Here is an 18,006-nt window from a genome sequence, read left to right as displayed (position 1 = left end):
ATTCCGACCGCGGACAGTGCAAGTGCCCTCCAGACGAACGCCGCAGGTCGACGTGTCAGCCGCAACCAAGATCGGCAGTACGGTCGGCGCTGGTGAACGCGGGACGGTTCGAGGAGGCCGGAAGGATCACGTGCTACTTATGGATCCGCAGGTCCGTGCCGGTGAAGCCGTCCCTCCAGAGGAGCCACACCCAAAGCCTGCCGCCGTCCATGGTCGACCTCCGCGAACTGCGCCACCTGGACCTGAGGGAGAACGCCCTCACCGAACTCCCGGAGAGACTGGTCGGCCTGCCCCGACTGCGCCAGTTCGACGTGCGAAGCAACCGCCTCACGCGGCTGCCGGATTGGGTCGTCGAAATGACCGCGCTGGAGAAGCTGGACGTGCGCTGGAACGCCTGCGAGCCCTCGCCGTCGCTGCTGACCGAACTGGAGCGGCGAGGCTGTGTCGTTCTCTTGTAGACCGAAAAGCTGCTGCTCAGTGGCCCGCTGTGCGTGAGCGGATGATCCGGAAGAGACCATCACAGCGTGGACGGAGCACGGGGCAGCACCTGCCCTGACCAGGTGGTTCCGGACGCCGAAGGGCCGTCCGGAACCACTCGGCAAGCTTTGGCCAGGACTTTTAATCCATTGGTTGTGGGTTCGAGTCCCACAGGGTCTACGGATGCGGGGGAGGGGAAACCCTTTCTGGCCTGCAGGGCAGCGCTAGGGTCGGCGCTGCTTCCTTTTGGGGCCCGGGTGTGAGGGGATGCTCGGGTTGCCCGCCAGGCGATGTCCGCGCGGCACCTGGTCGGGGGTCTACGTGGCTGCCGACATGCTGATGGCCATGTGCTTCCGCGAGGCTCACTGGATGGCACTCGGCCAAGCTACCGCGCTGGCGCCGACAGCCTGATCTGCCAGAACGTGGTCCGCCTGGCGTGATCTATATGCGTTGGCCGAGGTCCGATGAAGCACGGTTGTCGCCGAAGTGGCGATCGTCTGAGACTGGAACGCCCGCTGGGTGACGGCACTTCCCTCCGGGCTGAGCGGCCTCCGCTGCCTGTACCTGGTCCGTTCCTGGTATGAGTCGCTGTGGTGCGCGGGCGTGGTGGTGGATTTCGAGCGCCCCGACCTGGCGACCCTTGCCGAGACCTCCTGTGCCGCATCGGTGTGGCGAGGCCGGCATGGAGTCGGTGCGCAGTGTGCCGGAGAACGTGGATGTGCCGGTGCGGCGAGGGGCTGACGCCGATTACCTCTTCGTGATGAATCACAGCGTGCGAGACGCGGAGATCGCTGTGGCGCTGGAGGCAGTGGAACTTCTGCCCGGGGAAGGCGATCAGCGGGTCGGCGACGGCGAAAGGTACGGGGTTGTGTTCGAGGCGCGGTAATCGTCCTTGAGGTCCTCCCGGCGCACACGAACTAGTCATACTGTCAGTGAGTTGCGGCACACTGGACGGCCGACGGGGACGCGATGTTGGGCGATACGGGGACGGCGCGGGGCGGGGCCCTCTTAGGAACGGCCGCCGTGCTTGCGGTCACTGTGGGCGGCGTGGGTGCCGTGCTCGTATCGGTACGCGAACGCGGTCTGCCTTTGCTTGCCGGGTGGTTGGTGCTGGCAGGAATCGCCTGGTGGTGCGCAGAGGTGGCCCTCGGGCGAAGTAGCGCGTCCTCCGGAGACACGAGCGACTTCCGGACGCTGTGTCTGGACACGATCGGAATCCTGGCGACAGCTCTGGTGGCCGAACTGACGCTGATCACCGGTCGGTTGGCCCGCGAGCACGAGTACGCGACGGCCTGGGTGTCCGGGGGTGTGCTCGTCGCGCTGTTCGCTGGCACCTCCTGGCGCAGCGCCCGGGTCAGCGAGTTACACGGCTCGAGCCGTCACCACACCCCGTCCGGCGACCTCCTCACTGCCGCCGCCTTCGTGCTGGCCGAGGCGTGCGGTGGGTGGCTCACCGCACGCCTCGCGCTGGAGGGCCCGCTGTGGGCGGCGTGGGTGGTGGGATCCGCCGTGGTGGTGCTGGCCGGAGCCTTCTGGCTGTCCGACTCGCAGTCCTGGGACGCCGAGGACAAATACCTGAAGGTGTTCGGGTCGGCGGCGGTGCTGGGCCTGGTTGGCGTGGTGGCCCAACTGGCCGTGCGGGGCGAGATCGTGGCCGCGTGGTGGGTGGGCGGCGTGGGGGTGGGCGGTCCGCTGCTCGTCTTCGGGGTGACGTACCTCGTCGATGTTCTCCAACAGCTGTTGCATGGGGGCAGCCGGGGAAGGACGGTTTCGCCCGGGGCACAGTTTGCCGGGATTCTCGTCCCGTTGGGGAGTGTCGCGTGGGCGATGTGGAGCGAGCAGCCGTGGAGCGGGCCGGGCTCGGGCGATCGGCTTCCGGAGGCCGGTTGGTTGGCGGTGGCAGCTGCCGCGCTGCTGGTGGTGCAGTACGGGGTACTGATCTGGACGGACACCGCACCGGTGGGGTACTGGGTGTCCCGGCTGGTCGACGAGGTACGCATGGGGAGGGCAGAGTTCGGGCGCCGCGACGACAACTGGGTGGACGAGGTCAGTGCGCTCACCTTCTCCCAGCGCCTCACCCACGTCCTCCAGTCCACCGCCGTCCACGAGCTTCACCGGCGTACCGCCCTCACCACCGGACTCGCCATCGACGACATCTGGCCCCGGATCGCACTGGTCGCCTCCGACGAGGTCAAACGGCAGGTGCGGCGCCGGGAACAGGGCGTACTCGCCTGGCGGATCACCGTCACGAGCGCCCTGTGCACCACGGGCGTCTGGCTGTTCGTCGCACTCACCGGCCTCGGCAGCCCCCACGTCGACCACGGGGTGGCCGTACTCCCCGTCGCGGGGCCGCTGTTAATAGCTGCATTCGCACTGGTACAGGCGCGCAGAATGCTGGTCGAGGTGTACGAGGCCAAGGCGGACGCGGTCGAGCTCTACCGGTACGACCTGGCGAAGAAGCTGCACATCACGCTGCCGGACGATCCCTCGGGTCCCTACATGATCCGACTGGCAGCCGAGTTGAGCGGTGACTGGCCCCTTCACACGCGCGGGGAATACCGACGGGAGCAGCCGAGGCTGCCTCAGGGCGCCGGGCTCGACGAGCTCGCCTCCACTGTGGCGAGGCTGGTGCGCAGTGATGTACAGGCTGCGGTGCGCCAGACAGTTCAGGAGGAGTACGGGTCCCTGGCGCCGCGGGATCCGGTCCGCGCCGTCCCCCTCTCGGAACGCCAACTGCGCGTGCTCGCACACGAGGTCAGCGCTTATCTCACGGACCACCTGACGTCTCTCCAGCGCACCTTCCATGAGGACCTCCAGTCGGTGATCCGCTCCTCGCTCGAGCAGGCCGCGACTGGTGCCCCGCTCACCAATTTTGTCGGCTACCTCACCATCGAGCTGGACCGCGGTGCCCAAGACGTACGAGCCGAGAGCGGCACGATCACGGCCCCCGTGGGGAAGCGGGTGAGGCTGGTCGTCTCCGTCGTGCGTGACCCGCGCGCTCAGGGGCTTGCCTCAGTCGTCGAGAGCCGGCCGGACAGAGAGTTCTTCGTCCTCGAGTCGGTCTGCGTCGAGGGCGGCCGGGACGCAGACACCGTCTCGTTCGACGCGATGGCCGACAGCTCGACGCTCACCCCGCAGCCCCAGCGCAGGAACCTCCGCGTCGAGCGAGAGCAGCAGACGGTCTTCACGTTCCAGATGCCAGAGGAGGCGGGCAGCCACGAGGTGTGGCTCCAGCTCTACCAGGCGGGCCACCTCGTCCAGGTCGTCGCCCTGAAGATCGAGGCAACAGAGACAGCAGAGGCAACGGACGACGTATGAACGAGGCAAGACGACCGGACGTCTCCGTCCGTGTTCTGACCACCTACGAGGCGACCCAACTGGAGTTCACCGCGAACCGCTCGGGCGTCGCGCCCCTGTGCATCACCCTCCTCGGCAGTGACGCGCTGCTCAGGGTCCGGCAGGAGCTGGACAGAGGCCTGACCCGTCTCAAGGACGAACTGCCCGCACTGGTCGTCGAGGACCAGGACCTCGACCGGGTCTTCCACAGCCTGCACCGCCTCGGTCGCGTTCTTCTGCTGACCCTGTTCGGTGCACAGGAAGACGTCATCAAGGGGCTCCAGGCTTTCTGGAACGAAGCCTTGCCGTACCGCATGAACCCCGAACTGCCGCCCCCGCTCGTCGAATGCGTCGGCGCCATGAACAGTTTCCTGCCTCTGGAGTTTCTGCCGCTGTTCCGGATCTCCTCGGACCTGTCTGTGCGGACCCGGGGCGACTTCGCCACCGTCTGTCGGGCCTTCGTCGGCTTCTCGTGCGTCGTACGCCGAGCCATGCTGCCCATCCCGGTCCGCGGTGGACCCACCCTGCACACAGGGCCACAGGGGCGCGTCCCCGTCCGCTATCTGTACTACGAACATCTCGAAGGAGCCGTCGAGGAACTGGCGTGGTTCGCCGACGCTGCAACGGCGTACGTCGATCTCGAAGGCCCGTACCCCGACAACGCGGAGGACGCACCGAGGCTGGCCGAGCAGGTCTTCGACCCGCGGCTCCTCCTCGACGGCACACGCCGTGAACTGCCAGACCAGGTACAGCACTTCGCCTGCCACTGTTACACCCGTTCCGACGACATGCTCGGTGCCGAGATCGAACTCAGCGGCGCTGGCCACCATTCCCGTACCACACTGCGGGACCTCGGCGCGGACCTCATCGATCTCGCCGCAGGCCAGGACAAGCGCACCTTCGAGCTGCCGCTGGTGGTGATGAACGCTTGTGGCTCGGGTCGGATGCAGGCCCCGGGTGCGCTGTCGTTCCCGTACCTCTTCCTTACGAACCACAACCGTGGCTTCATCGGCACCGAGACCGAGATCCCCGACGACATCGCTGCCGCCTTCTCCAAGGCGCTGTACGAACGCTTCCTCATCCGCCGTATCCCCCTGGGCAGAGCACTTCTCGAGTCCCGGCTGGAGCTCCTACACACCCTGCGTAATCCGCTCGGCCTGACCTATGCCGCGTATGCCGATCCCGGCCTGCACGTCCGCCCCTCACCCAAGGAGAGACCCAGTGCCTCAGCCCACCCCTGACACCGGCGCCCACTTCAACGAGACGATCAGTGTCCTCGGGCTGGAGGACACTGACCAGGGCCGCACCGACCGCCTGTCCCTGCGGCGCTTGGACGAGTGGCGGGCCGCCCGTACGGAGATCCCCGCCGAGGAGCTCCGCTCCCGCCTCAGCGACTTCGTCACCACGATGCAGGGTGTGATCACCTCGCTGCCGCACCGGGCAGGCGAGTTCCGGCTGAACGAGGTCGCCTTTAGCGCCGAGGTGAGCGCCAAGGGAACGGTGTCACTCCTCGGCTCGGGCGGCGAACTGGCCGGTCAAGCGGGGATCACCTTTACGTTCACGCGAGGCTGAGGCATAACACTGGATGTAACGCTGGCCTCTCGCCGACCGCCGCCAACTCAGGACTGTCCGGCGAGCGGTGTCTGGGAGACCCGAACCCATCTGCCAGACAGGGACGAGTAGATGGCGGCGACGTCGAAAGGACTGTTCAGACGTCCTTTCGGCGTGAGCGATGCGTGAGCGGACGATGTGGCAGCGGCCGTGAGTGAGCGGATCGAAGATCACGCCGAACTTGTCCTGACCAGGTGGTTCCGGACCCCGAAGCAGAGTCCGGAACCACCCAGCAAGATCACGCCAGGACTTTTAATCCATTGGTTGTGGGTTCGAGTCCCACAGGGTCTACGGATGCGGGGGGAGGGGAAACCCCTTCCGGCCTGCACAGCAGCGCTCGGGTCGGCTTCGGTCGGGTCGGGCGCTGCGGCGTTTTCGGGTGGTGGGGTTCCGGCGGAAGCGGACCGTGGGCCTCCACGGGCGACGGCGGGCCGGGCGGGCCGGCCGCCGGCCGCGGTGCGCGCCGCGGGGCAGGCCCTCCGCTGGACACGCCCCAATATCTATGGCCGCAAGCTGAGATATTGACGGAACGCACGGGCAGGTTATGTGCCTCAATAAATAGCTGAGAGTTATTCAACGCTCGTCGGCCGTCGCAGTGTGCTACTGTCGATCTAAGTTGCAGTTGTGGTTCCCGAAATTTTAATGCCGGTCTTTTCCGGACGGGGTAATCATCGCGGCGACACGGAGTCTGCGATCTGCGGACCCGTAATCACTGCCCCTGAAGGAGATATGACATGGCTGCTGGCACCGTGAAGTGGTTCAACGCGGAAAAGGGTTTCGGATTCATCGAGCAGGATGGTGGCGGCCCTGACGTGTTCGCCCACTACTCGAACATCTCCGCCCAGGGCTTCCGCGAGCTGCTCGAAGGCCAGAAGGTCAACTTCGACATCGCGCAGGGCCAGAAGGGCCCGACGGCCGAGAACATCGTTCTTGTCTGACGCTGACGCGTACTGTGCAGTTGGGGCCCGCATCCCTCGGGGTACGGGCCCCAGCTGCATGCATTTTTTCGCAGTGGTTTCACCTGCTCCATCTGCTTCACCTGTGAGACGACTCCGAAGACGTCGAGGAGTCTGTGGGCGTGAACGCCCCGGACATCACTCCCTATCGAGTCACCCAATTCAGCACCTGAGCCCGCGTGAATTCACTGCCGGCCAGATTCGCTTTCGCATTCTTTCGGCCCATTCTTGCAATTCTCCGCGCCGCTCTTTGCTGCGGAAATTCCTAGATGTGAGCCGCATCGAGGAAGGTTCCGCATGAACCGCACACGTACGAACGACCGTTTCTCCCGCACCCGTAACGGCGGTGCCGCTGCCGGACGCAGTGGTGGCCGATCCGGTTCGTCGACCGCCGGCCGGTCCGGCGGGCAGAGCCGCTCCGGTGGGCAGGGGCGTTCCGGTGGTGGCGGCGGTTACGGCCGCCGACCCGCCGCGGTCCAGGGTGAGTTTGCTCTCCCCGAGACGATCACCCCCGCGCTTCCCGCCGTGGAGGCCTTCGCCGATCTCGAGATGCCCAAGGAGTTGCTGACCGCGCTCGGCACCCAGGGCGTGACCGTGCCCTTCCCGATCCAGGGCGCGACCCTGCCGAACTCCCTCGCGGGCCGGGACGTACTGGGCCGCGGGCGCACCGGCTCCGGCAAGACCCTCGCCTTCGGGCTCGCGCTGCTGGCGCGTACGGTCGGGCGGCGCGCCGAGGCCAGGCAGCCGCTGGGCCTGATCCTCGTACCGACGCGTGAGCTCGCGCAGCAGGTCACCGACGCGCTCACCCCGTATGCCCGCGCCGTGCGCCTGCGGCTCGCCACGGTGGTGGGCGGTATGCCGATCGGCAGGCAGGCCAGCGCACTGCGCGGCGGGGCCGAGATCGTCGTCGCCACCCCGGGACGCCTCAAGGACCTCATCGACCGCGGTGACTGCCGACTGGACCAGGTCTCCATCACCGTCCTCGACGAGGCCGACCAGATGGCCGACATGGGCTTCATGCCGCAGGTCACCGCGCTGCTCGACCAGGTCCGCCCCGAGGGTCAGCGCATGCTGTTCTCCGCGACTCTCGACCGCAACGTCGACCTGCTCGTGCGCCGCTACCTCAGCGACCCGGTCGTGCACTCCGTCGACCCCTCGGCCGGCGCGGTCACGACGATGGAGCACCACGTGCTGCAGGTCCACGGCGCCGACAAGCACTCAGCCACTGTCGAGATCGCGGCCCGCGACGGCCGCGTGATCATGTTCCTCGACACCAAGCACGCCGTCGACCGTCTCACCGAGCAGCTCCTGAACAGCGGGGTCCGAGCCGCCGCGCTGCACGGTGGGAAGTCGCAGCCGCAGCGCACCCGCACGCTGACGCAGTTCAAGAGCGGGCACGTCAACGTGCTGGTGGCGACCAACGTCGCGGCGCGCGGGATCCACGTCGACAACCTCGACCTCGTCGTCAACGTCGACCCGCCGACCGACCACAAGGACTACCTCCACCGCGGCGGCAGGACTGCCCGCGCCGGTGAGTCCGGCAGTGTCGTGACTCTGGTCACCCCGAACCAGCGCCGCGAGATGACCCGCCTCATGGCGGCGGCCGGCATCGTCCCGCAGACCACCCAGGTCCGCGCCGGCGAAGAGGCCCTGCACCGCATCACCGGTGCCCAGGCACCCTCGGGCATCCCGGTCGTCATCAAGGCTCCGGTGGTCGAGCGCCCCAAGCAGCGCGGCAGCGGCAGCACCTCACGTGGCCGCCGCCGTCCCGCCTCGGCGGCCGGCCGCGCGCCCGCACGCCGGCCCAACGTCGCCGCGGCGGCGTAGCACCTTCTTGATCAGGAAGCCGTCCCATCTCCGCAGGAGGCACTCTTTGCCGCTGGTCCAGATGCAGCCCCGCCCGGCAACCGCCGGCCCCGTGCACAGCACGGCGGCCGACGCCATGGACGTGACCGGACCGCAGGTCTGGCACGACATGACCGTCGAGGTGGCGCTGTCCGTCTCGGCTGCCGCCGGGACGGGGCATCTGGTCCTGCGGGATGAGGACGGCCAGTACGTGGGCCTGGTCACCCGGGCCCGGCTTGTCGCCGTCCGCGACAGCCGCGGCTACACGGACCGCGTCCGCCTGAGTGACATCACCGACGGCAGCGGGCACTTCGCCGGACACGACGGTGCCCCGGGCGTCCTCGCTCTCGCCGGCTGAACCGCTTCACCGTGGTCGGCTCCGTGTCGCCGTCCGCTCGCCTTCCCCTCTGCTCTTCAGTCTCTTCCGTCTTCCGTCTCTTCCTCTCCCTGTGAGGCATCATGCGCTGTGTCATCGCACGCTTCCCGTTCGACCTGACCAAGAGCGGTGTGCTGGAGTCGATGAAGGGCATCAAGCCCGAGCCGGTGACCGGTGAGTCCGTGATCGTCGGACGACGCCGCTACCCCGTCAAGCAGGTCGGCCAGGTCGTCACCCGCCAGGACCCCCGCGACTTCAGCGCGGGCGAAGTCGTACGGGCCATGACCCGGCTCGGCTTCACCTGCGGCACCCTTCCCGTGGCCGAACCGGAGGTGCGTACCGAGAGCCCGTTCGACCGGGCCTCGGCGCTGCTCGGCACCCCGGTGTCCGTCTGACAGACGGGGCCGGCGTGAGCCGGACAAACAGTGAGGGCCCTACCGGCGCACGCCGGTAGGGCCCTCACTGCGTGCTGTGCCGCGCCGTTCCCGGCGCCGCGGTGGGTCGGTGGGGTCTGTGGGCCGGGGGATCAGTGGTCCGAGTAGCGGAAGTCGCCCACGGTCCAGGCGGTGACGTCCTCGATGGCGATGCGGTACATCCCGCCCGTCTCCGGGATACCCACCGTGCCCTGCAGGATGCGGGCGACATGGAAGTGCAGATGCGTGGGCGGCCCGTCCCTCTTGGTGGGGGTTTTGAAGACGGCGGAGAAGTCGCCCAGTTGGGCGGAGTCCGTCAGGACCTCCGACACCCTCTGCCGCCACACGGCTTCGGGAGCCAGTCGACCGGTGATGACAGCACCACCGGTGACCACGGTCAGGGACATCTGGTTGCTCCGCCCGGATTCCACAAGGGCTGCGATGTCAACGATCAGGTCGTCAGGCTTCGGCATGACACCGGATTCTATGCAACGCCACGTCCGAGTGACTGGGGCGGTGGTGTCACTCTTCGCGACGGGCGCCGTCCGCAGGCCGGCCCAGGAGGATTACCTCATCGGTGAGCCCATCAAAATCTATGCTTGCCGGAGTAGACATTGGTGGCTCGGATCATTATTGTTTCTCTCGTAGACGAGATCGAGCGAGGCCCTGGCAGACACGAACTGCCGGGCAGCAGTACACGCAGGACGGTGCGGTGGTGGAGTTCCGAAGCCAGGGCTTTGCAGGACGGCGACGGGGCTGACGACCGGACCGGGTGGCCCGCAGTGATCAGGGGCCGCCGTGAGGAGTGAGCAGGGCCGCGGTTGACGCGGTGGCGGTACCAACAGGTGGAGGTACCGGTAGTCCGCAGTTCCTTGTTCGGTAGGTTGTTGGTTCAGAGGGAAAGAACGGAGGAGTCGAGCGCCATCAGGATCGCCCGGGCGGAAGTCTGAGCCCGGGTACCGCAGGACATCGATAGGCAGGTGGTCTCCGGTCGTAAATCAGCGATCCCCGCGCTCCCGTCGGAGTTGTCGGACGGCAGTGCGGAAAAAGTAGGCCGGTGCAGTAGTAGGGCCGGCAGATGGTGTTTGCAGTTCCTTCGGGGCCTTGGTGCCGTTACGGCACCAAGGCCCCTCGACGCGTTCCAAAAGAGAGGTGAGATGACAGCAGACGAGTCGCTGGGCCGTCTTGACGACGACGACTACCCCGCCTACACGATGGGCCGGGCCGCCGAGATGCTCGGTACCACTCCCGGTTTCCTCCGGGCCCTCGGCGAAGCACGGCTGATCACACCGCTGCGCTCCGAGGGCGGACACCGCCGCTACTCCCGCTACCAACTGCGCATCGCGGCCCGCGCGCGTGAGCTCGTCGACCGCGGCACCCCGGTCGACGCCGCCTGCCGGATCATCATCCTCGAGGACCAGCTCGAAGAAGCCCAGCGCATCAACGCCGAGTACCGTCGCTCCGACAAATCGCCCAATCCGTCGGTCTCGACCTGAAGTGAGCGTGCCCGCCGGGTCGGCGGGCCATCACCTACGAGCATGGCCGGAATACTGAGCGGCGTTTTCTGTGGTGAAGGCGGGTGCGGACGGGTAGCGTTTGTGCGAGCTGTCGTGGTTCGGATTTCCCCTTGCCCACGCCTTAGGTGTGGGCGTTTTGCTGTGCTGTGCCGCAGGGACCAGGGCGATCACCTCCGTCTGCTTCACGAAGGGGCAGACGTTTCATCGACTGGAAGGCATGACTGTGGCAACTGGAACTGTGAAGTGGTTCAACGCGGAGAAGGGCTTCGGCTTCATCGCCCAGGACGGCGGCGGTCCGGACGTCTTCGCGCACTACTCCGCGATCAACTCCTCGGGCTTCCGTGAGCTCCAGGAGGGCCAGGCCGTGACGTTCGACGTCGTCCAGGGCCAGAAGGGCCCCCAGGCGGAGAACATCACCACCGCCTGATCTTTGCCTTGCACGTACTGGGCCGCGCGGCGTTCGCCGCGCGGCCCAGTCGTCTGTCTGTGGCTGTGTCCGTGGCTGTCGTCTTCGTACTTCTGCGCCTGTCCGCGTCCGACAACCGGGGCTCAGCCCGGCCAGTTGCCCGTCAGGCGCCGGATGGCGGTGGCGCCGCCGCGGTCGACCGCGGCCTTGACCCCGGCGAAGATCGCGCCCTGTACGACCGCTGCCGCGAGCACCTCGCGCCAGCTCCGGAACTCGTCCGTGGCGTCAGGCGCGGAGTCCTCGTGCGCGAGCCGTTTCCAGGCCTGCTTGAACACCGCGCCGGCCAGGACACCTCCGAGGATGCCCATCGCCATGCCGACCGGCTTGTAGGCGGCCTTCGAGGCCTTCATCGGTGCCTCCTCGACCGGCGGACCATCAGCAGCGCGACGATCACCCCGACGGCGAGCAGCGGGACGCGATTGGCGCGCGCCGCCCGCATACCCTGGCCGGCCTTCTCCCGTACCGGCTCCGGGGCCTTGTCCCGGGCCAGCTCAGCTACCTGCACGGCCTTGTCGCGGACCTGACCGCCGGCCGCGGCGGCCTTGGCACGCACCGGCTCGGGGGTCCTTTCCTGCACTGCGTGGGCCGCGTGCGTCGCCTTGTCCCGAAGCTGGGCGCCGACCTGGGCGGTCTTCTCGGCGACCTGCTGCTTGACAGCCGTGGTCTTCTCCTGGGCCCGGGCCCTGACGTCGGCCTTCGCCGCGAGCGCCTCGACCGTCACGCCGAGCTCCTCACGGGTCGCCTCCACCCGCATCCGCAGTTCCTCGGGGGACGGTGCTGCCTCGGCACCCGGCTGTGACTTGTCCTCGGTCATCGCTGTGCACTCTCCTTGATAGCGGCCACATCGGCCTTGACGCTGTCCACCGTCCGCTCGGGCGTCGGCGGGGATGCCTTGCTGAACTGCTTCCTGCCGAGCGCCGCCATCACCGCGGTGACCACGGCCAGGACGCCGGTGACGATCAGCGCCGCCACCCACACGTCCACGGCGAGCGACAGCGCGGCGATCACGGTGACCACCAGGGCCTGCAGCGTGAGCACACCCAGCACGCCGGCACCGCCGAACAGGCCGCCGCCCTTGCCGTACCGCCGGCCCTTCTCGGTCATCTCCGCCTGCGCCAGCCGCATCTCGTCGCGGACCAGCTGTGACAACTGCTGCGAGGCACGCTGGACCAGGTCGCCCACCGGTTCATGCGCTCCGCTGTCCGTTCGGTGGGAGCCTTGTACCGTCATGGGTGCTCACCCGTCCTTCGTCGCGTTCGTCGGTGTGCGCGGCAGGCCCGGTCGGCGTTCGTTGACGCTCGTACGACCCTGCCCTGCGCGTTTGTCGGATCGGTCGGCTGTGCGAGTACCCCCGCATCGCCGCGTCACCCCGACGGATCACGAGCCGGATCAGGTGCCGGATCACACGCCGCTCGGCCGGCTCAGGACTCGAAGCGGCGGCGGTCCGCCGCGTCCCATTTCCGGGTGTCCCGCGGCTGTACGTAGGGCTCCTCGTCGGCCGGGTGACCGCCCGCGACGGCCCGCTGGCGGGCCAGTTCCGCGTCGCACTCCAGGCCCAGCAGGATCGCCAGATTCGTGATCCACAGCCACACCAGGAAGATGATCACGCCGGCGAAGGTGCCGTACGTCTTGTTGTACGAGGCGAAGTTCGCCAGGTACACCGCGAACCCGGCGGAGGCGGCCATCCAGATCAGCAGTGCCAGGAAACTGCCCGGGGTGATCCAGCGGTAGCCGCGGATCTTCGCGTTCGGGGCCGCCCAGTACAGGATCGCGATCATGACCGTGACCAGGACCACCAGCACCGGCCACTTCGCGATCGACCACACCGTGAGCGCCGTGTCGCCGATCCCCAGCGCGCCGCCGACCTTCTCGGCGAGGCCGCCGGTGAACACGACGATCACCGCGCTGCCCACGGCCAGGACCATCAGGACCACCGTCAGGCCGACGCGGACGGGCAGCACCTTCCACACCGGGCGGCCCTCCGGGATGTCGTAGACCGCGTTGGCGCTCCTGATGAACGCGGCGACATAGCCGGAGGCCGACCACACCGCGAGCACCAGACCCACGATCGCCAGGACCGAGCCGATTCCGGCGGTGCCCTGCATCTGCCGCACCATGTTGCGCAGGACGTCCTGCACCGCGCCCGGGGCCAGGTCCTGGATGTTGTCCAGCACACGCTGGGTCGTCGACCGTCCCATGATCCCGAGCAGGGAGATCAGTACGAGGAGGGCCGGGAAGAGGGCCAGGATCCCGTAGTAGGTCAGGGCGGCGGCCCGGTCGGCCAGCTCGTCCTTCTTGAACTCCTTCGCGGTGCCTTTCAGCACCGCCCACCAGGAGCTTCTGGGCAGGTCGGTCGGAGTGTCCGGGGCCCGTTGCTCGACCTGCTCGTCGGGGCCGGCCTCGGGTGCCCGCGCCCGCTCGGCCGTCCGGTCGGCTGTGGCGGGCTCGTCGTGCCCGTCGTAGCCGCCCTGTTCGCCCTGTTCGCCGCGTCCGTCTTCGTGTCCGTGTCGTCTCAGTATTCGTGGCATGCCGCCCGGGTATCCGGTTGGGCAGCACTCCAACCGTTGCCGCGGACCGCGGCCGGGGGAGCCTGTCCAGCCGCCCGCCGCCGTCTCGTGACGACCGGGGCGGACGCCGTCAGCCGACGCTCAGCTCCGTGAGGCCGCCGACGCCGCCCAACTCGCCCAGCGGCAGCGTGTGCTGGGTCTGCAGGACCTTCGCGCGGAGGTAGCGGACGTTGGCCGGGGTGGTGAACACGCCCGTGGGGACGCGGCCGTGGACGTCCGTGCCCAGGGCCCGGAGCTGGTTGGCCTTGTCCGGGTTGTTGGAGAGGAGGTCCACCGAGGTGATGCCCAGGGCCTGGAGCATCTGGGCCGCCGCCGTGTAGTCGCGGGCGTCCTCAGGGAGGCCCAGCGCGGCGTTCGCGGCGTAGGTGTCGAGGCCCTCGTCCTGGAGGGCGTACGCGTCGAGCTTGTTGTAGAGGCCGATGCCCCGGCCCTCCTGGCGGAGGTACAGCAGGACGCCACCGTGCTCGGCGATGCGCTCGACGGCCTCGCGCAGCTGGGGGCCGCAGTCGCAGCGGGCCGAGCCGAAGACGTCGCCCGTGAGGCACTCGGAGTGCAGCCGGACCAACGGGGTGGTGCCGGGCGCCGGTTCGCCGAGGACCATCGCCACGTGCTCCTGACCGTCGACCAGGCCGTGGAAGGTGACCAGTTCGGTGTCGACGCTGTAGCCGTCGTGGAAGCGCAGCGGCACCCGGACACGGGAGCGCTGGGTGGCGGCGGGGAAGTCGGGCAGGTCGGGCATGCGGGTCTCCCGGGTGCTTCTTGATCCTCTGAACCTCGATCTGCTTCAGTTTTGAAGCAGATCTTCACTCGAATGGTGACCCTACCTCATGCTTCAAAGTTAAAGCAACGGATTTGTGGACCTGCGCAGCCATGGCAGGCCCTCCGGTGCCGACTCCGTCCCGTCCCCCTGGAGCGCCCGCTCGACGCTCGTGCAGATCTCCTCCAGCTGGCCCACCTGCTCCGGGGTGAGATGGTCGAAGATGGCCGCGCGGACCGTGGCGACATGACCCGGGGCGCTGCGCTCCAGCACCGCCATGCCTTCCTCGGTCAGCTCGGCGAAGGTGCTCCGCTTGTCCCACCGGCAGGCCTCGCGCCGTACGTGTCCGTCCTTCTCCAGCCGCGCCACCGCGTACGTCAGCCGGCTGCGCGTGATCTTCAGCTTCTCGGCGAGATCGGTCATCCGCAGCCGCCGCTCGGGCGTCTCGGAGAGGTAGGCCAGGATCGTGTAATAGAGGTGCGGCATCCCGGCGTCCTGCTGGAGCTGCCGGTCGAGCGCGTCCTCCAGGAGCAGCGAGGCCGCGACGTACGCGCGCCACGCGCGCTGCTCCTCGGGGGTGAGCCAGCGGGTCGTCATGCGACCAGTGTAGGTTTGTTTAAAACTTGAACCAAGTCCGCCCGGTCGAGCCCGCCTCCGAAGACGTAAGGACAGATGGACACCGGAAGTCCTGGAAGTCCCGGAAGCGCTGGAAGAGAGTGCCCCATGCCCCTCCCTCACGTCCTGTTGTCCGCCGCCGTCTCCCTCGACGGCTACCTGGACGACACCGGCCCCGAGCGGCTGCTCCTCTCCAGCCCCGCCGACTTCGACCGGGTCGACGAGGTGCGGGCGTCCAGTGACGCGATCCTCGTCGGCGCCGGCACCATCCGCGCCGACAACCCGCGGCTCCTGGTCAACTCGCCCGAGCGGCGGGCCGCGCGGCTGGCGGCAGGGAAGCCCGAGTTCCCGCTCAAGGTGACGGTGAGCGGATCGGGCGAGCTGGACCCGGCCGCCAACTTCTGGCACACGGGCGGCGAGAAGCTCGTGTACACGACGGACAAGGGCGCCGAGCAGGCCCGGCGGGCGGACCTCGGTGCCCGCGTGGACATCGTCTCCCTGGGCCCGGGTTCCCTCGACTGGCGGGCGCTGCTCGAACACCTGCATGACGTGCGGGGTGTGCAGCGCCTCATGGTCGAGGGCGGCGGCACCGTCCACACCCAGCTCCTCCAGCAGGGCCTCGCCGACGAACTCCAGCTCGTCCTCGCGCCCCTCTTCGTCGGCGACCTCGACGCCCCCCGCCTCTTCGGCCCCGGCGCCTACCAGGGTGGCCGGCTCCGGCTCACGCGGACACGGCGTATCGAGGACGTGGTCCTCATGACCTACGAGCCCACCGCCCCCGGCGCCGGGGCGCTCGTCTCCGCCGCCGACCGGCACTGGCTGGCGCTGGCGTGCGAACTGGCGGAACGGTGTCCGGCGTCGAGCGCGGCGTTCAGCGTCGGCGCGGTGGTGGTCGGCGCCGACGGTACGGAACTCGCGCGCGGGTACTCACGGGAGGGCGGCGACCCGGTCGTGCACGCGGAGGAGGCGGCGCTCGCCAAGCTCGACCCGGCCGACCCCCGGCTCCCGACGGCCACCGTCTACAGCAGCCTCGAACCCTGCGCCCGGCGTGCGTCCCGCCCGGCACCCTGCGCCCGGCTGATCCTCGACGCGGGTGTCCGCCGGGTGGTGACCGCCTGGCGCGAGCCGGACACCTTCGTGGTGGCGGCGGACGGGAACGGGCTGCTCGCGCAGGAGGGCGTCGAGGTCGTCGTACTCCCCGAGTACGAGGAGCGCGCCAAGGCTCCCAACGCCCACCTTCCGGGCTGACGATCAAACGTGGTGATCGAGGTCCCGCGGATGGCGTATAGTTGCATTCAACGGCGCGGGGTGGAGCAGCTCGGTAGCTCGCTGGGCTCATAACCCAGAGGTCGCAGGTTCAAATCCTGTCCCCGCTACTAAAGGCTCAGGGCCGGTAACCAGGAAACTGGTTACCGGCCCTGAGCCGTTTCCTCGGGTCGTTTCCCTGAGTCGTTTCTTAGCCCGGTCGGTCCACCTGACTGGCCCGCCGCACCCGCCCCCGGAAACCTGGACGGGATGGATGGGACGGACGGGCCGGTAGAAAAGGCCATCTCGCGGGTGCGGACCCTCGTCCGCGTCCTGCCCGCGCTCCTGATCCTCACCGGGATCGTCTACGACTACGCGACCCCGCGCCACTTCACCGCCATCCCCTTCTTCACGGCCGCCCCGCTCATCGCCGCCCCGCTCTCCTCGCTGCGCACCACGGTGGTCATCGGCGCCGCGGCCCTCTTCGCCGAGTACGTCGTCCACCTCCGCTTCGGGTTCAGCGCGGACGCCGACTCGATCACCGAGACGATCACCGTGGCCACGGTCGCCGTCCTGGCCGTCGTCATCAACCGGGTCGTACGTCGGGGCGACCGGCGCCTCGCCTCGGCCCGCGAGATCGCCGAGGCCGTGCAGCGCGCCGTACTGCCCGAACCGGAGACGCGCATCGGCGGTTTCGAGATCTCCGCTCGGTACGAGGCCGCCCACGAGGGAGCCTTCGTCGGCGGTGACCTGTACGCCGTGCAGGACACCGCGTACGGCGTGCGGGTCGTCCTCGGGGACGTGCGGGGCAAAGGGATGGGGGCGGTGGCGGCCGTCGCCGTCGTCATCGGGGCGTTCCGGGAGGCCGCCGAACAGGAGGCGACCCTGGAAGCGATCGCCCAGCGGCTGGAACGGGCCCTCGCCCGCGAAGGCGCCCGCCGCGGCGGGCTCGAGGCCGCCGAGGGTTTCACCACTGCCGTCCTCGCCGAACTGCCGCACGGCGACGGGATCGTACGCGTCCTCAACCGCGGCCACCCCCCGCCCCTGCTCCTCGGCGCCGACGGCACCCTGCGCACCCTCCACCCGTCCGTGCCGGCGCTGCCGCTCGGCATGGGCGACCTCGGCACCTGGCCCGACCGCACGGAGGAGACCCCCTTCCCCGGCGGCGCGACGCTGCTCCTGCACACCGACGGGCTGTCCGAGGCCCGCGACGAGCACGGCACCTTCTTCGACCCGGCCGGCCGGCTCACGGGCCGCGTCTTCCGCGCCCCGGCCACCCTGCTCGCCACCCTCGCGGACGAGGTGCGCCGGCACTCGGGCGGCGGGACCACGGACGACATGGCGCTGCTCGCCGTACGACGGCCGTGAGGTCGGTTCTGACGTCGGCCTGACGTGGGTTCTGACATCGGTCCTGACTCAGTTCTCATCCGTTGTCACCGAAGGTGAGCAAATGCTCTCTCTCCGCGCAACATCTGACACACAGTCAATACTCGGGAGTCACTTAGGTCATGGTCAACTCGCCCGATTTTCACCGGTGGTGACCCAGAAAGTCCTCGGGAAAAGGGTTAACGATCAACGGGAACAGCTTGGAATCAGGTGGCCAGGTCTATTAACGTTCGATAACGCAGCGCGGTAGTCCCAGCCGACACAAGAGTCGGCTCCGTGCGCATGTGCCTAATCCCGCAAGGGAACCGGGGAACCATCACCTTGGGGTGAATCGCTCGTCCGCCTCCGTGGCAACACGGCAGGTATACGCGCGTAGGAGACCTTCCTGCTCCGAACCCGTCAGCTAACCCGGTAGGCGAGAAGGAAGGAAAGGAGCACG

General features: G+C 68.5%; 20 protein-coding genes, 1 tRNA gene and 1 riboswitch. Of the genes, 14 read left to right on the top strand and 7 right to left on the bottom strand.

Annotated features, from left to right (window positions below; genetic code table 11):
- Positions 1-155 precede the first annotated feature (155 nt).
- The 9 genes from G3I71_RS32615 (at position 156) to G3I71_RS32575 (ending at position 8,996) form a co-directional block, all read left to right on the top strand.
- Positions 156-458 carry a leucine-rich repeat domain-containing protein gene (locus G3I71_RS32615; RefSeq protein ID WP_343243137.1) on the top strand — a complete coding sequence of 101 codons (303 nt, stop codon included), beginning with the start codon at positions 156-158 and terminating at the stop codon, positions 456-458.
- 701 nt (positions 459-1,159) lie between these two features.
- Positions 1,160-1,363, top strand: a complete 204-nt coding sequence (locus G3I71_RS32610; RefSeq protein WP_164320291.1) for a Beta-galactosidase C-terminal domain — start codon at positions 1,160-1,162, stop codon at positions 1,361-1,363.
- Positions 1,364-1,500: 137 nt separating this feature from the next.
- Positions 1,501-3,795 carry a hypothetical protein gene (locus G3I71_RS32605; RefSeq protein WP_164320289.1) on the top strand — a complete coding sequence of 765 codons (2,295 nt, stop codon included), beginning with the start codon at positions 1,501-1,503 and terminating at the stop codon, positions 3,793-3,795.
- Complete coding sequence (locus G3I71_RS32600) at positions 3,792-5,054, top strand: CHAT domain-containing protein (protein WP_164320287.1); 1,263 nt, start codon at positions 3,792-3,794, stop codon at positions 5,052-5,054. The genes G3I71_RS32605 and G3I71_RS32600 overlap by 4 nt, the downstream gene beginning before the upstream one ends.
- A complete protein-coding gene (locus G3I71_RS32595; RefSeq protein WP_164320285.1) occupies positions 5,035-5,385 on the top strand; it encodes a hypothetical protein in 351 nt (116 codons plus the stop codon). Before G3I71_RS32600 ends, G3I71_RS32595 begins: the two co-directional genes overlap by 20 nt.
- A 773-nt stretch (positions 5,386-6,158) precedes the next feature.
- Positions 6,159-6,362 carry a cold-shock protein gene (locus tag G3I71_RS32590; RefSeq protein ID WP_164320284.1) on the top strand — a complete coding sequence of 68 codons (204 nt, stop codon included), beginning with the start codon at positions 6,159-6,161 and terminating at the stop codon, positions 6,360-6,362.
- Positions 6,363-6,677: 315 nt separating this feature from the next.
- Positions 6,678-8,207 (top strand): DEAD/DEAH box helicase, encoded by a 1,530-nt coding sequence (locus G3I71_RS32585; protein WP_164320282.1) that lies wholly within the window; start codon positions 6,678-6,680, stop codon positions 8,205-8,207.
- Positions 8,208-8,253: 46 nt separating this feature from the next.
- Complete coding sequence (locus G3I71_RS32580; RefSeq protein WP_239149479.1) at positions 8,254-8,583, top strand: CBS domain-containing protein; 330 nt, start codon at positions 8,254-8,256, stop codon at positions 8,581-8,583.
- A 101-nt stretch (positions 8,584-8,684) separates the two neighbouring features.
- Positions 8,685-8,996, top strand: a complete 312-nt coding sequence (locus G3I71_RS32575) for an SCO5918 family protein (protein WP_164320280.1) — start codon at positions 8,685-8,687, stop codon at positions 8,994-8,996.
- Between the two features lie 131 nt (positions 8,997-9,127).
- Here G3I71_RS32575 and G3I71_RS32570 read toward each other — a convergent pair whose 3' ends face one another.
- A complete protein-coding gene (locus G3I71_RS32570; protein WP_164320278.1) occupies positions 9,128-9,487 on the bottom strand; it encodes a hypothetical protein in 360 nt (119 codons plus the stop codon).
- 684 nt (positions 9,488-10,171) lie between these two features.
- On the opposite strand from G3I71_RS32570, the gene G3I71_RS32565 reads away from it, so the two are divergent.
- A complete protein-coding gene (locus G3I71_RS32565) occupies positions 10,172-10,510 on the top strand; it encodes a MerR family transcriptional regulator (RefSeq protein WP_164320276.1) in 339 nt (112 codons plus the stop codon).
- A 244-nt stretch (positions 10,511-10,754) separates the two neighbouring features.
- A complete protein-coding gene (locus G3I71_RS32560; protein WP_164320436.1) occupies positions 10,755-10,958 on the top strand; it encodes a cold-shock protein in 204 nt (67 codons plus the stop codon).
- Positions 10,959-11,080: 122 nt separating this feature from the next.
- Here G3I71_RS32560 and G3I71_RS32555 read toward each other — a convergent pair whose 3' ends face one another.
- The 6 genes from G3I71_RS32555 to G3I71_RS32530 all read right to left on the bottom strand — a co-directional run bounded on the left by G3I71_RS32555 (position 11,081) and on the right by G3I71_RS32530 (position 14,918).
- Entirely contained in the window at positions 11,081-11,347 is a 267-nt protein-coding gene (locus G3I71_RS32555) for a DUF4235 domain-containing protein (RefSeq protein WP_164320274.1), read from the bottom strand.
- Positions 11,344-11,811, bottom strand: a complete 468-nt coding sequence (locus G3I71_RS32550; protein ID WP_164320271.1) for a DUF3618 domain-containing protein — start codon at positions 11,809-11,811, stop codon at positions 11,344-11,346. The genes G3I71_RS32555 and G3I71_RS32550 overlap by 4 nt, the downstream gene beginning before the upstream one ends.
- Positions 11,808-12,227 (bottom strand): phage holin family protein, encoded by a 420-nt coding sequence (locus G3I71_RS32545; RefSeq protein WP_164320270.1) that lies wholly within the window; start codon positions 12,225-12,227, stop codon positions 11,808-11,810. The genes G3I71_RS32550 and G3I71_RS32545 overlap by 4 nt, the downstream gene beginning before the upstream one ends.
- A 191-nt stretch (positions 12,228-12,418) precedes the next feature.
- The gene (locus G3I71_RS32540) at positions 12,419-13,525 is read right to left on the bottom strand and encodes a YihY/virulence factor BrkB family protein (RefSeq protein ID WP_164320267.1); all 1,107 of its coding nucleotides are present in this window, start codon (positions 13,523-13,525) and stop codon (positions 12,419-12,421) included.
- A 109-nt stretch (positions 13,526-13,634) separates the two neighbouring features.
- Positions 13,635-14,294: a GTP cyclohydrolase II gene (ribA, locus tag G3I71_RS32535; RefSeq protein ID WP_164320434.1), complete on the bottom strand. Its 660-nt coding sequence runs from the start codon at positions 14,292-14,294 to the stop codon at positions 13,635-13,637.
- A gap of 108 nt (positions 14,295-14,402) precedes the next feature.
- Positions 14,403-14,918 carry a MarR family winged helix-turn-helix transcriptional regulator gene (locus tag G3I71_RS32530; RefSeq protein ID WP_164320265.1) on the bottom strand — a complete coding sequence of 172 codons (516 nt, stop codon included), beginning with the start codon at positions 14,916-14,918 and terminating at the stop codon, positions 14,403-14,405.
- A 126-nt stretch (positions 14,919-15,044) separates the two neighbouring features.
- Between G3I71_RS32530 and G3I71_RS32525 the strand changes: the two genes are divergently transcribed.
- From G3I71_RS32525 to G3I71_RS32515, 3 genes are all read left to right on the top strand, one after another.
- Positions 15,045-16,184, top strand: coding sequence for a dihydrofolate reductase family protein (locus G3I71_RS32525; protein WP_164320263.1), 1,140 nt, complete (start codon positions 15,045-15,047; stop codon positions 16,182-16,184).
- Between the two features lie 54 nt (positions 16,185-16,238).
- A tRNA-Met gene (locus tag G3I71_RS32520) sits at positions 16,239-16,312 on the top strand.
- A gap of 139 nt (positions 16,313-16,451) precedes the next feature.
- Positions 16,452-17,549 (top strand): PP2C family protein-serine/threonine phosphatase, encoded by a 1,098-nt coding sequence (locus tag G3I71_RS32515; protein ID WP_164320261.1) that lies wholly within the window; start codon positions 16,452-16,454, stop codon positions 17,547-17,549.
- 293 nt (positions 17,550-17,842) lie between these two features.
- Positions 17,843-18,000, top strand: a riboswitch (cyclic di-AMP (ydaO/yuaA leader).
- Positions 18,001-18,006 lie beyond the last annotated feature (6 nt).

The organism is Streptomyces sp. SID12501 (genome assembly GCF_010550245.1).
Lineage (GTDB): Bacteria > Actinomycetota > Actinomycetes > Streptomycetales > Streptomycetaceae > Streptomyces.
This window is presented reverse-complemented; position numbering and strand designations above follow the sequence as displayed.